At 39.9% G+C, this 13395-nt stretch carries 16 protein-coding genes; 5 read left to right on the plus strand and 11 right to left on the minus strand.

Annotated elements, in window-relative coordinates; all coding sequences use genetic code 11:
• Positions 1 to 241: 241 nt before the first annotated feature.
• Together LQ50_RS15510 and LQ50_RS15515 are read right to left on the minus strand one after the other, a co-directional pair.
• Positions 242 to 595, minus strand: coding sequence for a YlbF/YmcA family competence regulator (locus tag LQ50_RS15510; RefSeq protein ID WP_034631046.1), 354 nt, complete (start codon positions 593 to 595; stop codon positions 242 to 244).
• Positions 596 to 723: 128 nt separating this feature from the next.
• Positions 724 to 1863: a DUF445 domain-containing protein gene (locus LQ50_RS15515; RefSeq protein ID WP_084138872.1), complete on the minus strand. Its 1140-nt coding sequence runs from the start codon at positions 1861 to 1863 to the stop codon at positions 724 to 726.
• A gap of 254 nt (positions 1864 to 2117) precedes the next feature.
• Here LQ50_RS15515 and LQ50_RS15520 point away from each other — a divergent pair, with 254 nt between their 5' ends.
• The 3 genes from LQ50_RS15520 to LQ50_RS25800 all read left to right on the plus strand — a co-directional run bounded on the left by LQ50_RS15520 (position 2118) and on the right by LQ50_RS25800 (position 3406).
• Positions 2118 to 2585 carry a hypothetical protein gene (locus tag LQ50_RS15520; protein WP_034631047.1) on the plus strand — a complete coding sequence of 156 codons (468 nt, stop codon included), beginning with the start codon at positions 2118 to 2120 and terminating at the stop codon, positions 2583 to 2585.
• A gap of 383 nt (positions 2586 to 2968) precedes the next feature.
• Positions 2969 to 3184 carry a YheE family protein gene (locus tag LQ50_RS15530; RefSeq protein ID WP_034631051.1) on the plus strand — a complete coding sequence of 72 codons (216 nt, stop codon included), beginning with the start codon at positions 2969 to 2971 and terminating at the stop codon, positions 3182 to 3184.
• Positions 3185 to 3235: 51 nt separating this feature from the next.
• Positions 3236 to 3406 carry a hypothetical protein gene (locus LQ50_RS25800; protein ID WP_202595384.1) on the plus strand — a complete coding sequence of 57 codons (171 nt, stop codon included), beginning with the start codon at positions 3236 to 3238 and terminating at the stop codon, positions 3404 to 3406.
• A gap of 83 nt (positions 3407 to 3489) precedes the next feature.
• Here the strand turns inward: LQ50_RS25800 and LQ50_RS15535 are convergent, their stop codons facing one another.
• The 9 genes from LQ50_RS15535 to iadA form a co-directional block, all read right to left on the minus strand.
• Entirely contained in the window at positions 3490 to 3735 is a 246-nt protein-coding gene (locus LQ50_RS15535) for a hypothetical protein (RefSeq protein WP_034631052.1), read from the minus strand.
• 62 nt (positions 3736 to 3797) lie between these two features.
• Positions 3798 to 4007: an alpha/beta-type small acid-soluble spore protein gene (locus LQ50_RS15540; protein ID WP_034631054.1), complete on the minus strand. Its 210-nt coding sequence runs from the start codon at positions 4005 to 4007 to the stop codon at positions 3798 to 3800.
• Positions 4008 to 4203: 196 nt separating this feature from the next.
• Complete coding sequence (locus LQ50_RS15545) at positions 4204 to 5733, minus strand: acyl-CoA carboxylase subunit beta (protein WP_034631055.1); 1530 nt, start codon at positions 5731 to 5733, stop codon at positions 4204 to 4206.
• Positions 5734 to 5745: 12 nt separating this feature from the next.
• Complete coding sequence (locus LQ50_RS15550) at positions 5746 to 6525, minus strand: enoyl-CoA hydratase (protein WP_034631056.1); 780 nt, start codon at positions 6523 to 6525, stop codon at positions 5746 to 5748.
• Between the two features lie 12 nt (positions 6526 to 6537).
• The gene (locus LQ50_RS15555; RefSeq protein WP_034631154.1) at positions 6538 to 7431 is read right to left on the minus strand and encodes a hydroxymethylglutaryl-CoA lyase; all 894 of its coding nucleotides are present in this window, start codon (positions 7429 to 7431) and stop codon (positions 6538 to 6540) included.
• A 38-nt stretch (positions 7432 to 7469) separates the two neighbouring features.
• Positions 7470 to 7685: an acetyl-CoA carboxylase biotin carboxyl carrier protein subunit gene (locus tag LQ50_RS15560; RefSeq protein ID WP_034631059.1), complete on the minus strand. Its 216-nt coding sequence runs from the start codon at positions 7683 to 7685 to the stop codon at positions 7470 to 7472.
• Between the two features lie 9 nt (positions 7686 to 7694).
• Entirely contained in the window at positions 7695 to 9038 is a 1344-nt protein-coding gene (locus tag LQ50_RS15565; RefSeq protein ID WP_034631061.1) for an acetyl-CoA carboxylase biotin carboxylase subunit, read from the minus strand.
• Between the two features lie 15 nt (positions 9039 to 9053).
• Positions 9054 to 10199: an acyl-CoA dehydrogenase family protein gene (locus LQ50_RS15570; RefSeq protein WP_034631062.1), complete on the minus strand. Its 1146-nt coding sequence runs from the start codon at positions 10197 to 10199 to the stop codon at positions 9054 to 9056.
• Between the two features lie 202 nt (positions 10200 to 10401).
• Positions 10402 to 11571, minus strand: a complete 1170-nt coding sequence (gene iadA / locus LQ50_RS15575) for a beta-aspartyl-peptidase (protein ID WP_034631065.1) — start codon at positions 11569 to 11571, stop codon at positions 10402 to 10404.
• A 185-nt stretch (positions 11572 to 11756) separates the two neighbouring features.
• On the opposite strand from iadA, the gene LQ50_RS15580 reads away from it, so the two are divergent.
• Both LQ50_RS15580 and htpX read left to right on the plus strand, forming a co-directional pair.
• Complete coding sequence (locus tag LQ50_RS15580; protein ID WP_034631066.1) at positions 11757 to 12308, plus strand: LemA family protein; 552 nt, start codon at positions 11757 to 11759, stop codon at positions 12306 to 12308.
• 18 nt (positions 12309 to 12326) lie between these two features.
• Complete coding sequence (htpX, locus tag LQ50_RS15585) at positions 12327 to 13202, plus strand: zinc metalloprotease HtpX (RefSeq protein ID WP_034631157.1); 876 nt, start codon at positions 12327 to 12329, stop codon at positions 13200 to 13202.
• Positions 13203 to 13395: the final 193 nt, after the last annotated feature.

Here is a 13395-nt window from a genome sequence, read left to right on the forward strand (position 1 = left end):
TTCGGTAGGCAATACATCTCGTTGTCTACCCTTATTGCGGCTCTTGCTCTTTTTCGGTAGGCAATACATCTTGTTGTCTACTCTAATTGCGACTCTTGCTCTTTTTCGGTAGGCAATACATCTCGTTGCCTACCCTTTTTACGGCTCCCTCTTTTTCAGGCGTCAGTCCAACGCAAACAAGCGCATTGGACGTCCAATGCGCTTGTTTTTTTAATATATAAACCACATAAGCAAATAAAAATTATTGTTGCTCAGGGCTTCCGTAGATTTCCTCTAATGGTTCTGTGATAATTTTGTTTACATCTCCAATAATTACACTTAAACGTTGCTCTGCTTCCATTAACTTTGAAATTAATTCATGTTGTTGAACAAGTTCAAACTGTTGTTGTGCTTGTTGAGCCTCTTCTTCTGTAATTTGAACTCCTTGCATTTGCTTTTGTTGAAGTTCAAGTTGAAGCTTACGGAAGTTATCTAACATTCTTTTTGCAATATCATCAGCTGCAATTTGCTCGTGTAATGATTTTAGCGATGTAAACTCTTCGCTTTCTGCAAGCGTACTCTTTAATTCGTGGGCCTTATCATAAACATTTGACATTATGTATGTCCTCCTAAAAATATAGTCCTACCGACTATAACATGTCCGCTATAGCATTTCATCCCATCGAGCTAATTTTGTACAAAAAATGTCGATCAATGTAGGTATTTACTTAATCTCTCACTTTACTACCCTAAAAGCATAATAATAAAACCTTGTATGAAGCCGATCAAACCTCCTAGAACGGCTCCAAGATACGTAATCATCTTAAATTCACGCTTGGAAATCGATAATACAAGCTCTTCCAAACGCTCAACCGAAAAAGTTTGTACCTGCTCTCGTACAATATCATCAAGATGGAAGCGTTCCAGTAATGTTTCTAGATGTGTACTGAGCAAATCCAAAATCACTTCTACCCCTTTTGGTATCACGGTCGTTTCGACGAACTCCTCATATGGACCTGTCCACTCATTCATTGGTTTTTCAATTGTAGAGAAAAGCGGTACTTGTGTTTCTATCGTACGAGTAATGAACGCGACGATTTCTTTTTCATTTAAGAAGCTTTCCACATCTGCTAGCTTTTTCTGCTTCACTTTCACCCACTCCTGCATTAATAACTGCTGCAAGAGGTCCTGTGTACCATCATCTTTTAGAAATTTCAATAACTCTGGTTGAACCTTATCCACTAACCGATCATTGCCAAGGAACATCGAAATCATATTTCCAAGAGTTCCTTTTTGAACTAAAAAGCGGTCAATCATTACACTTAACCTTTCTTTGCCCTCTGGACTTTGCAGGAATGATTGTCCCCTTTCAAGAATATAGTTAGTTACAGTTGGAATTTGTTCATCCAATTTATGTTGTACTGAAACTGGAATTAATTCATCCAGCGTATCATGGCGATTTTGCTCTATGAACTGAGAATACCCCCGCTTGACAATATCTTCTGTTTTGTTTACTAGAAGATCTTTTAAATCTGTCACACCAAAGCGTTGTTCGACGACCGTCGTAATGCTTTCATTACTACTCATTACTTTTTGTGCTTCTTGTTGTAACCAACTTATCATTCCGGTCGAAAAAGCCTTACTTTTTAACTTTTTCCCAAGACCTTCTGCCGTTAGTAAATAATCAACGACCATTTTTCCAAGCTGCCTAGCTAATTCATCGTGTCTTTTTGGAATCAATCCAGGAGTAAACGGGACACGCCAAGATCCGATTCTCACTTCTTTATATGGGCGAAATAACATTTTTATAGCAAGTGAATTAGTTAAGCCTCCAATAATGGCACCAATGATAACCATAAAAGCAATTAAAAATATTGTTTGCAAATTGATAACACTCCTTTTTCCATTCACCATTTAGGCACCTATCACATAGTATACGATACGACAATACTCCCCCGCTAGTTATTCACTGTGAACCCCTAAATATAATCAAGCTCTCTTTTACTTAACAGAGGGCATAAAAAGGGACAAATCCACCTTTTTAGTGCCCGAATGCAACTGCTACTAAATCAAGGCAGACAAAAAGGTTCGCTTTCCCTTTTCTTATGTAGCAACACTATTCAAAGGAGGTCCTTCAAATGAAGATTATTTCACTAAAGAGTCGCCAATGGGAGCAATATCGCAGACCGATCTTGAACTTTGTTAAACGTCATGATAAAGACGCAGCAAAGTCTTGTTATTCTTGGCTTTTCAAGCTAAAGAAACACCATTTACACCAGCCTGGCACTAGTATTAAGTTAGCTCTTTGGGACGGAAAAATAATTGCCGTTGCTGCCGTTTCAGATTATGGGACAACACATTCTGCCTTCATCATTGCTCCAAATTACTCGCAAACTGAAATTCAAATTAACCTTTTCACTGCTTTAATTAGCGATCTTGGAGTCTGTTATACAAAAATTCGTTATGATAACAAGCAGAAAATTAAATATGCTCTTCAAGCTGGACTTGTTTGTTTCGCTTATTTACGAGGAGAAAATGATCAAATTTACCTTTGGTTCGGAGGAGGACATTGGCACACAGATGACATCACCGAAAAAGAAGCATAATAGAGTGCCCTGAAAAAGGTGCTTTTCCTTTTTCAGGACACTCTATGCAATGTGTGAAGCCACTGCTTTTTTCCAAATCCAGCTCTGAGTGGGTTTCTCTGAGCTGGATTGCAGTGAGCGCAGCCATTGCCTTTTAATTAAGCCCTGAAAAGGTGCTTTTCCTTTTTCAGGACACTCTATGCAATGTGCGAAGCCACTGCTTTTTCCCAAATAGAGCTCTGAGTGGGTTTCTCTGAGCTGGATTGCAGTGGGCGCAGCCATTACCTTTTATAAAGCCCTGAAAAAGACACTTTTCCTTTTTCAGGGCATTCGAACGTCCCACCATTTAACCTTCTAATGGTATAATAAAAGTAAGCGTTTACTTAATTAGAGGGAGGTTCACTATGTTAGCTCATTTTCAGTGGAAGGAATTACGCAATAACTTGTTACGTCGCGAATGGGCATTTTCATTTTTTCATGAAGGACAATATATGACAGGCGTGTATCATAAGGATGGGTCAATTAAATGGGGGGATTCTAGTCTTTCTTCTGAGCAAAAAGCAAAACTTGAACCTTTTGTCCATGACTTAATGCTTTATCATGTATATGAGCAACATTAATGAATAAAAATATGGCCACTTATACATGCTACTAAGAAAGGAGTGGTCAATATGGAAAAAAACAAAGGATCCAATTATGAAGGCCGTGATAGAAAGTTTGTCGATGTTGACCGAATGATAAATGAAGGTCTTGGCGGAGGGACGACACACGGTCGCCAATCTGGAATCATTGAAGAGTCTCGTGGGGACTTAGAACAAGAAGATCCTCCAGCAAAATCCTAACCTAATATAGCGGAAGTGTCTTTATACTTACTAGACACTTCCGCCTTTTTGATTTCACCTTGCGCATTTCGTTAATTCGAAAGTTATAATTCATTAACAAGTTGGACAGTTGTCCTTCCACATTGAGTGCATTCTAAATAATGCGGGCATTGTTCGTCTTTTAAATCATTAGAAATGCCATTATTTCTTTTGGTTAAATCAATTGGCAAATAGGCGTCGTATTTTTCGTAATAATCCATAATACGACCGTAATCAACTTGCAACTCGTTGCATTGCGTACATTGAACCTCTAACGTTGTCATTCCATTACAAACTGGACACATACCCATTGATAATCTCCCTGTACTTAAAGAAGAGGTGAGCGAACTCACCCCTTCTAATCCATATCTTATTATTGTTGTGTTCCGCCCATTTGTTGTTCAGCCATTTGAACTAGGCGTTTTGTAATCTCTCCACCTACAGACCCGTTTGCACGAGATGTAGAGTCTGCTCCAAGGTTAACACCGAATTCAGAAGCAATTTCATACTTCATTTGGTCAAGTGCTTGTTGTACACCAGGTACAAGCAATTGGTTTGAATTGCTGTTGTTGTTACTTGCCATTGTGTCTCACCTCCTTGTGTACTTATAGTGTGGTTATTTTTGAGTTTGATATGTAAAAAAAACATTGATAATTTATGGAAATTCAACATGACATCACAATAAAAAGACTAAAATATCAAGGGCTCTTAACAAAGGTATAACCCTTGTAGTCCCTTGATATTTCAATCCCCTTCCCTTCTCTAAATGCATGTATTTCTCAAACTGGATAGACAGGATGTTTGCGCTCACTGAATTGGACCTGTTTTGAGGAGTACGCATTAAACCGTTTCACTAATTCCTCACGCAGGTCATTCCCTTGTACAATTCCATCAATAATTAGCTCTGAAGCTAACCTATAAACGTCAATATCTGCTTTATATTCTTCTCGTTTCTCTTTAATAAATAATTCTCGCTCTTTCTCTGACAGCTCTTTTATTTTATTTGCATACACAGCATTCACCGCTGCCTCTGGTCCCATAACAGCAATTTGCGCTTGTGGAAGGGCTAAGCAACAGTCAGGCTCAAAAGCCGGCCCCGCCATGGCATACAATCCAGCTCCATACGCCTTTCGAACAATGATTGAGATTTTAGGAACTGTCACTTCTGACATTGCTGCAATCATTTTAGCTCCATGACGAATAATACCAGCTCTTTCTACTTTCGTCCCAATCATAAATCCAGGGATATCAGCTAAAAATAATAACGGAATATGATAGGCATCACATAAGGAAATAAATTTTGCCGCTTTATCCGCTGAGTCATGGAATAATACACCGCCCTTAACCTTTGGCTGGTTGGCGATGATTCCAATCGCTCGACCATCTAATCTTGCAAATCCTGTAATGAGCTCAGGAGCAAATAATTTTTTTATTTCAAAAAACGTATCCTCATCAATGATGCGGTCAATTAAGTCATACATATTAAAAGGAGCATTTTGATTCGTTGGAATGAGATCATCAATGCTTTTCTCAAACGTTTTCGCCTCTTTTGATTCTTTGAGATGAGAAGCTTCTTTATAGCTTGGTGGAAAATAACTCAAATAGTTTCTTGCTTGCGCAATGGCTTCTTGCTCTGAATCAGCTAGGATATCTCCGCATCCTGAAACAGAACAGTGCATTTTCGCTCCGCCCATTTCCTCAAGTGAAACTCGTTCCCCAATGACCATTTCAGCCATACGTGGCGAGCCCAAATACATAGAAGCATTGCCATCGACCATGATCACCGTATCACAAAACGCTGGAATATATGCTCCTCCAGCTGCCGAGGGGCCAAATAACAAACATAACTGTGGTACTCTTCCAGACAATTTCACCTGGTTGTAAAAAATCCGACCTGCTCCCCTTCTACCAGGAAACATTTCGACTTGATCCGTAATTCGAGCTCCTGCTGAATCAACTAAGTACAACATCGGTACATGAAGCTTTTGGGCTGTTTCTTGAATTCGAATAATCTTTTCTACTGTCCTTTTCCCCCACGAACCAGCTTTAACCGTTGAATCGTTCGCCATCACACAAACCGTCTGACCATGAATTTGCCCCATTCCTGTAATGACTCCATCTGCCGGTAAGCCCTCTGTCTCGCAATTAGCAAACAAACCATCCTCAAGCTCTGTTCCTTCATCAAGAAGGAGTTTCAATCTGTCTCTGGCAAATAACTTGCCCTTTGCCTCATTCAGCTTGTGATATTTTGGTGAACCACCTTCTTTAATTTTATCAACCTCATCTTGCCACTTTTTCCGAGAAGACAATTCAACCCCTCCTTACTCCCCCTGATAATTTGGTTTTCTTTTCTCTTGGAATGCAAGCAAGCCTTCACGACGATCCTTTGTCGATATTAATTTTTCATAAGCATTTCTCTCGATTGTTAATGCCGTCTGCAAATCAACCTCTGCGCCTAAATCAATAGCTTGCTTTGCTTGCCTAATGGCAACTGGTCCATTACTTGCAATTTTTTGGGCAATTTCACATGCTTTTGGTAACACATCTTCTTGTTTTTCAACGTGTTCGACTAAACCTATTTCCTTCGCTTCTATCCCAGAAACTCTTGTAGCTGTAAAAATCAATTCTTTCGCCTTCCCTATTCCTACTAATCGAGAGAGCCTTTGTGTTCCACCCGCACCAGGGATAATAGCCAGGGAGGTCTCTGTTAAGCCATACGAAGACGCTTCGCAACCAATGCGTAGATCACATGCTAATGCAAGCTCTAATCCCCCACCGAAGGCACTCCCGTTCATAGCAGCAATGGTCGGTTGCTTTAACGACGCAATTCGATTTATCGTCATTCCTATCTTTTGCACAGCAAACCTAACTTCTTTTTCATCCATTTCACTACGTTCTTTCAGATCAGCTCCTGCACAAAATACGTTTGTCTTCTCACTTGTAAAGATAATTACTCTTGCCTTCTTTGACGTTTCTATACTTGTTAAAAAGTCATTTAGCTCACGTAACAATTGAATAGAAAGCGAATTTGCTTTCATTGGTCGATTCAGAGTTGCCAAAATAACGCCTTGATCACGTTCTTCAATTAAAAGCGACTTCATTTGACAACCTCCTCACTTCTTTTCGGCGAGTGCTACTTGAAGACGGTGACTAGGGAGCGGTCGTTTTAATTTTTTTTGAATCCAAACAGCACACTCTGTCATCTTCTCTAAGTCAACTTGTGTGTCGATATTCATCCCGTTAAACATATAAATCATATCCTCTGTCGCCACATTTCCTGATGCTCCTTTTGCATATGGACATCCACCCAGGCCTCCAACAGAGCCGTCAAACGCACGTACTCCAAGCTTGTAAGCTGCATAAACATTGGCTAACGCCGTTCCACTCGTATCATGTGGATGGAGGGCAATGCGAGATAGCGGAATGTAAGTGGCAACCTTTCTAATTGTATTTTCAATTTGGTTTGGTGTGGCGATCCCAATCGTGTCTCCTAACGAAATTTCATCCACTCCCATTTCCATCAGCGCAGTAGAAATAGATAGCACTTTATCGACATTTACTGTTCCTTCATATGGACATCCAAACACGGTTGAGACATAACCCCGTACTGTTTTTTTAGCTGCCTTTGCTTGCGTAACGACATTTTTTATAACAGGGAGTGTTTTATCAATTGTTTTATTAATATTCTTTTGGTTATGTGTCTCGCTTGTTGACAGAAATACCGCTACCTCATCAATTCCTGCCTCTAGTGCTCGTTCTAGCCCATATTCATTAGGAACAAGCGCTCCGAAAGTAACATGGGGACTTCGTTTGACCCCTTTTACAACCTCACTTGCATCTGCTAGTGCTGGGATCCACTTTGCGTGGACAAAAGAGGTTAATTCAATGTAGGGCAGCCCTGTATTGACTAATTGATTAATCCACTCAATTTTTGCTTCCGTGCTGACAATTTCCTTTTCATTTTGTAATCCATCTCTTGGCCCTACTTCGCGAATCTTCACTTCCATTTGGTTCACCGACTCACTTCCTCCAAAATGATTCGTCCTTAGTCATCAAGCTCGATTAATACATCCCCTTCATCAACAAACATTCCTTCCTCTTTTAACACTGCGCTAACTGTTCCTTTGTCTGTGGATTCAATCGGAATTTCCATTTTCATGGACTCTAATATCGCAATTTCTTGCCCAACATTTACGGTATCTCCAACTGTCACAAGCATTTTCCAAACATTCCCCGCCATAGCGGTTGTTACTTTTTTCAATGTGATCACTCACCCTTTTTTGTAATAATCAGAAACAAATCCTGTTGTTGCATCTCCTGCTTGAAAAACAGAATGAGACAACACTTGCCTCAGCATAGGGATATTTGTTTTTATTCCTTCAATGCTGCATTGTTCTAGCACATTGGACATCTTAGCAATCGTCTCTTTTCGGTTATCCCCTTTTGCTATAAGTTTGGCAATTAATGGATCATAGTAAGGAGTTACAACTGTCCCTTTTTCTACAGCACACTCATAACGAATTCCCTCTAATGTTGGCAAAGACCATTTTGAAATGGTACCTGGAGAGGGGTAAAACGTTTTAGGATCCTCTGCATAAATTCTTACCTCAATGGCATGCCCATTTCTTTGAATGTCCTTTTGTGCAAAAGGCAAACGTTCACCAGCAGCAATTCGAAGTTGCCACTCTACTAAATCAATCCCCGTTATTTCCTCGGTTACTGGATGTTCCACTTGTAACCTCGTGTTCATTTCTAGAAAATAGACTTGTTTGTTTTCATCCACTAAACACTCAATTGTCCCTGCATTTGTGTAGCCTAACTTTTTAACAGCATCTGTTGCCAATTTTCCCATCTTACTGCGAAGCCCATCATCTAGAAACGGGGAAGGAGATTCTTCAACGACTTTTTGATTCCTTCGCTGTATGGAACAGTCTCTTTCCCATAAGTGAATCGCATTTCCAAATTGATCTGCTAAAATTTGAATCTCTATATGCCGTGCTTGTTCAATTGCTTTTTCAGCAAACATTTCACCGTTACCAAAAAACATCTTCGCTCTTTTTTGATTTGAAGCAAAAGCCCTTCTTACTTGTTCTTCATTTTCGACTTTTTGCATCCCAATTCCGCCACCTCCAGCAGAGGCTTTCATCATAAGCGGATAACCGAGATGACTGATCGCTTGCACGAACTCGTCTTCCTCTTCTGTTGCCAGTTCCGTTCCTGGAATCACTGGAAACCCAACCTGTTTCATGGCATTTCGTGCTTTTACTTTTTCTCCCATCAATTCAATCATTTCAGGTTTCGGTCCGATAAACGCCAAGTTCTCATTTTGACACCTTCTTGCAAAGTCAGCATTTTCAGATAACAATCCATAGCCAGGATGAATAGCATCTGCCTGACTTTCCTTGGCTACCTCGATAATCTTATTCATGTTTAAATAGCTTTCTTGTACTTTAGAAGGACCTACTAGATACGCTTGATCTGCCCTCTGTACAAATAGCGCATTTTCGTCTGCTTCTGAATAGATAGCAACCGTCTCTATCCCCAGTCTTTTGCATGTTCGGATAATACGGAGAGCTATTTCTCCTCTATTAGCAATTAGTACTCGAGTAAACATCGAACTCCTCCAATCTCAAAAACACCCTAATTGCCTTGCGATGACAAGACGTTGGATCTCAGAGGTGCCTTCACCAATTTCCATAAGTTTGGCATCTCGCAGCATCCGCTCAATGCCATATTCACGCATATAGCCATAGCCTCCATGAATTTGTAACGCTTCATTACACACTCTTGTCGCGGTTTCAGATGCGAACAACTTAGCAAATGCGGCCTCTTTTGAAAACGGCTTATTTTTATCTTTAAGCCAGGCTGCTTTTTGAACCATATTTCTAGCTAGCTCAATCTCCATGGCCATATCAGCAAGCTTAAATTGAATCGCTTGAAAATGAGACAGTGTCCTCCCAAACTGCTTCCGTTCTTTTGCATAAGTCAGAGCCTTATCAAAAGCTGCTTGAGCAATTCCAACCGCTAAGGCAGCAATCGAAATTCTTCCCCCATCCAAAGTATAGAGAAATTGTTTAAATCCTTTAGAGGGATCACCTAATAAGTGGTCTTTTGGTACTCTCACATTTTCTAAAACTAGTTCACACGTATTTGAAGCTCGAACGCCCATTTTGTCGTAGTCGCATCGAATATGAAAGCCTTCCATTCCTGTTGGAACAATGAAGGCAGAGATGATTTTTTTCCCATTCGAATCTACTCCGGTCACCGCTGTAACGATCACGCATTTCGCATAACCTGCGTTGGTAATCCAACATTTTTCTCCATTAATAACGAATTCATCCCCATCCAGCACAGCCGTTGTTCTTGTACCGCCTGCATCGGAACCCGCATTCGGTTCTGTTAACCCAAATGAACCAAGGGCTTCCCCTTTTGCTAGTGGGATAAGATATGTTTGTTTCTGCTCCTCTGTCCCAAAATAATAAATTGGACTCGCTCCAAGAGAGACTGCAGCAGCATAACTTAAGCCCGTTCCGCCACAAGCACGGCCAATTTCTTCAACAGCAAGTGCATACGTAATGGTATCGGCTCCTGCTCCGCCGTACTCTTCCGGAAAAGGCAAACCTAATAGGCCTAGTTCGCCCATCTTTTTAAATACTTCTTTCGGAAATGTCGCATTCTTATCCCAATTTTCAGCATTGGGGACTATTTCAGATCGAGCAAAATGACGTACCATATCTTGAACGATGCGTTGTTCTTTTGTTAACTCGAAATCCATTCGTCATCCTCCTTAAATAAGTTGAGCGCCCGCTCATTTCAAAGTACCTAATTTAACTATACGTCGGTTATACTCATCGCATGACAAATATGTAAGCGTTAACATAATAACTACTCATTTACAAGAAAAGATAGGGTTATCGAATGAATAACCCTACCTTCACAAAATACTCTATCTAGTTATTCTATGTATGGCATCTATGCTATTCAAATGTTCCTTTCACTTGAACAACACCATCTCTAACCATAACTTGTCCTTGAGCAATTACAGTTTGAATATGAAAATCTTTCGTTAATAAAACAAGATCTGCATCATTTCCTACTACAAGTTCGCCCTTGCCTTTTAACTTCAATGCCTGAGCAGGGTTTTTCGTAATTACTTGCAATGCTTTCTCTAATGGTACATCTTCATCCAATACTGCATCTCTCACCTCTGCAAAAAGGGATTTGATTTCACCAATTTGTAAGCCTACCAACTTGCCTTGACCATCAAAAGCAGGTAAACTTCCTTGTGCATCAGAAGTAAAAGTAATTTGCTCTAGCGGAACTTCCTCATCCAAAAGTAATTTCAATGCCCGGCTACATTTCACTTCACCTTCCTCCAAGAATGTCGGCACTGTACTTGTCGTAAAGTCAACATACCCGCCTTTTTTGGCATATTCTACTCCTGCTTTAAATAAGTTCGCATTTCGATTTATATGAGTGGGGAGAAATTGTGTAATAGGAAGGTCAGATTGAGCAATGACTTCCTCCAATATGGAAAGAGTTTGCTCGCTATCGCCAACATGCACATTTACCTTCCCGCCTTTTCCAGCTAACATTCCTCCCACTCTGGCTTCTGCCGCAATTCTTTTGAGCTCATCCACCGTTGGCTGTGAAGAACGATGATCAGATATTGCAACCTCTCCTACTCCAATAATTTGGTCAATAAGCATTAAATCACTTTGAATCGATCCTGTTAAAGGCTTAATAGGAACTTGATATGAGCCAGTATGAACGTAACAAGAAATGCCTTCTTCTACTAGACCTTTTGCTTTGGCAATTAAGTCAGGCATGGTTCGACTCGTTCCATCTGTTCCAATCACGCCAACAATCGTTGTAACTCCTGCTGTCGTCGCTTGGCTTAGCATCAATTCCGGTGTGCGCGTTTTAAATCCTCCTTCGCCTCCTCCACCAATAATGTGAACATGACTGTCAATGAACCCCGGAGCAATATAATGACCTTCTCCATTTATTACTTGAACGTCTATAGGTAAGCTTGTTCCATCAATCGAATCTTCCATTGCGATGATTTTTCCTCCGGCCACTAACAAATCTTTTTTTCCTTTATAGACAGGTGAATACACCTCACCTTGTTTGATCAACATTAACATCTATGTCACTCCATCCTCGTTTGGAAAATCTGTATGATTTTTAGTATAACAAAGTTTCGTTTGCTTGAAATTCGGAGATAAAAAACAATATTTGATAACCACTTCGCAAATACTAATAAGAAATGAAACCAACATTTAATATTCTACGTATATCATATATATGTGTTTGAAAGGAGATAAAAAAAATGGGATTTCTTATTGCCGTTGGCTTAATAATTGTTTTAGTTTTATTTTGGATTTCTAGTTACAACCGTTTAGTGAAATACCGGAATTGGGTGGAGGAGTCTTGGGCTCAAATTGATGTTCAGTTAAAAAGAAGGTTTGACTTAATTCCTAACCTTGTTGAAACAGTAAAAGGCTATGCAAAACACGAACAGGAAACGTTAGCAAAAGTAGTGGAGCTTCGAAACCAAATAACTGCCCCTGGAAGTAGTCGTCAAGAACAGATTGAAGCAAACAATGAATTATCTGGTGCACTAAGGCAGCTTTTTGCGTTACGAGAGGCCTATCCAGATTTAAAGGCAAGCAACAATTTTAATATGCTTCAGGAGGAGCTATCAGGAACAGAAAACAAAATTGCTTATGCAAGACAGCTCTACAACAAAACAGTCATGGAGTACAACACCAAGATTCAATCAATCCCAACAAACTTAGTTGCTTCAATGCATAATTTTTCAAGACGAGATATGCTCGAAATTCCGGCTGAAGAACGTGAAAATGTAAAAGTACAGTTTTAGATTGGAGAAAAAGCAATGATTCTCTATAAACAAATTGAACGAAATAAGCGGAATACAGTGTTCATCGTAGCAGGGTTTATTGTTTTTGTTTTAGCGATTGGAGCCTCGTTCACCTATATTACCTCTGGTAATTATTATTCTGGAATGTTGCTTGCCACTTTGATTGGTGGAGGTTATACGATTGTGATGCTAGTATCTAGCACAAATGTCGTTATGAGAATGAATCATGCAAAACAAGTCACCTCTAAAGATGACGATCCATTTTTATGGCATACTGTGGAGAACTTAGCTATGGCAGCAAGAATTCCAATGCCTAAAATTTATATCATCCAAGATCAAAGTCCAAATGCTTTTGCAACAGGCACTTCACCTAAAAAGGGTGCTGTTGCTGTAACGACTGGACTGATGAATCGGTTGAACCGTGAAGAAATCGAAGGGGTTTTAGCACATGAAGTCGCTCACATTCGTAATTTTGATATTCGCTTAGCTACAATAGCCGTTGCTCTTGTGTCAGCTGTCGCTATCTTAAGCGACCTTGGTTCACGAATGATGTTTTTTTCCAGAAGAAATCGAAACCAAAAGCAGCACCCGGCCATCTTAATTGTCGCCCTTTTATTATTAATTCTTGCGCCATTTATCGCAACGTTAATCCGCTTGGCTATTTCACGCAATCGTGAATATCTAGCTGATGCAAGTGCAGCAGAACTGACCAGAAATCCATACGCGCTCGCATCAGCCTTGGAAAAAATAACAGGAGTTGATACGCCTGTACAAGAGGCATCGAGTACGTCTGCTCCTTTATATTTTGCTGATCCTCTAAAGAAAAGAGCAGCCCAAATGTTCTCCACGCACCCAGACCCAAGAGAACGAATTCGCCGGCTCTCAAACATGTAATCCTCATTAGACGGACTATTTTAAAGGGTTCTTAACATCCCTTTTTAGAATAGTCCCTTTTTCATATAGACACTCCTCATTCATCTAGTCATTTTCTCCTTATTAACATTGTCAGAAAATTTACTATTCATTTTTTCTTTAGTGTGATATAGTATATTCACAAAACATTTTAACAATTTAAAGGAGGAATACG

Origin of the sequence: Halalkalibacter okhensis (assembly GCF_000787375.1) — a bacterium.
GTDB classification, from domain to species: Bacteria; Bacillota; Bacilli; order Bacillales; family Bacillaceae_D; genus Halalkalibacter; species Halalkalibacter okhensis.

Bases quoted from the DNA above. Each gene is read 5' to 3' on its own strand.
- LQ50_RS15510 (WP_034631046.1), bottom strand. From the start codon at position 595: ATGTCAAATGTTTATGATAAGGCCCACGAATTAAAGAGTACGCTTGCA.
- LQ50_RS15520 (WP_034631047.1), top strand. From the start codon at position 2,118: ATGAAGATTATTTCACTAAAGAGTCGCCAATGGGAGCAATATCGCAGA.
- LQ50_RS15530 (WP_034631051.1), top strand. From the start codon at position 2,969: ATGTTAGCTCATTTTCAGTGGAAGGAATTACGCAATAACTTGTTACGT.
- LQ50_RS25800 (WP_202595384.1), top strand. From the start codon at position 3,236: ATGGAAAAAAACAAAGGATCCAATTATGAAGGCCGTGATAGAAAGTTT.
- LQ50_RS15535 (WP_034631052.1), bottom strand. From the start codon at position 3,735: ATGGGTATGTGTCCAGTTTGTAATGGAATGACAACGTTAGAGGTTCAA.
- LQ50_RS15540 (WP_034631054.1), bottom strand. From the start codon at position 4,007: ATGGCAAGTAACAACAACAGCAATTCAAACCAATTGCTTGTACCTGGT.
- LQ50_RS15550 (WP_034631056.1), bottom strand. From the start codon at position 6,525: ATGAAGTCGCTTTTAATTGAAGAACGTGATCAAGGCGTTATTTTGGCA.
- LQ50_RS15555 (WP_034631154.1), bottom strand. From the start codon at position 7,431: ATGGAAGTGAAGATTCGCGAAGTAGGGCCAAGAGATGGATTACAAAAT.
- LQ50_RS15565 (WP_034631061.1), bottom strand. From the start codon at position 9,038: ATGTTTACTCGAGTACTAATTGCTAATAGAGGAGAAATAGCTCTCCGT.
- LQ50_RS15570 (WP_034631062.1), bottom strand. From the start codon at position 10,199: ATGGATTTCGAGTTAACAAAAGAACAACGCATCGTTCAAGATATGGTA.
- iadA (WP_034631065.1), bottom strand. From the start codon at position 11,571: ATGTTAATGTTGATCAAACAAGGTGAGGTGTATTCACCTGTCTATAAA.
- LQ50_RS15580 (WP_034631066.1), top strand. From the start codon at position 11,757: ATGGGATTTCTTATTGCCGTTGGCTTAATAATTGTTTTAGTTTTATTT.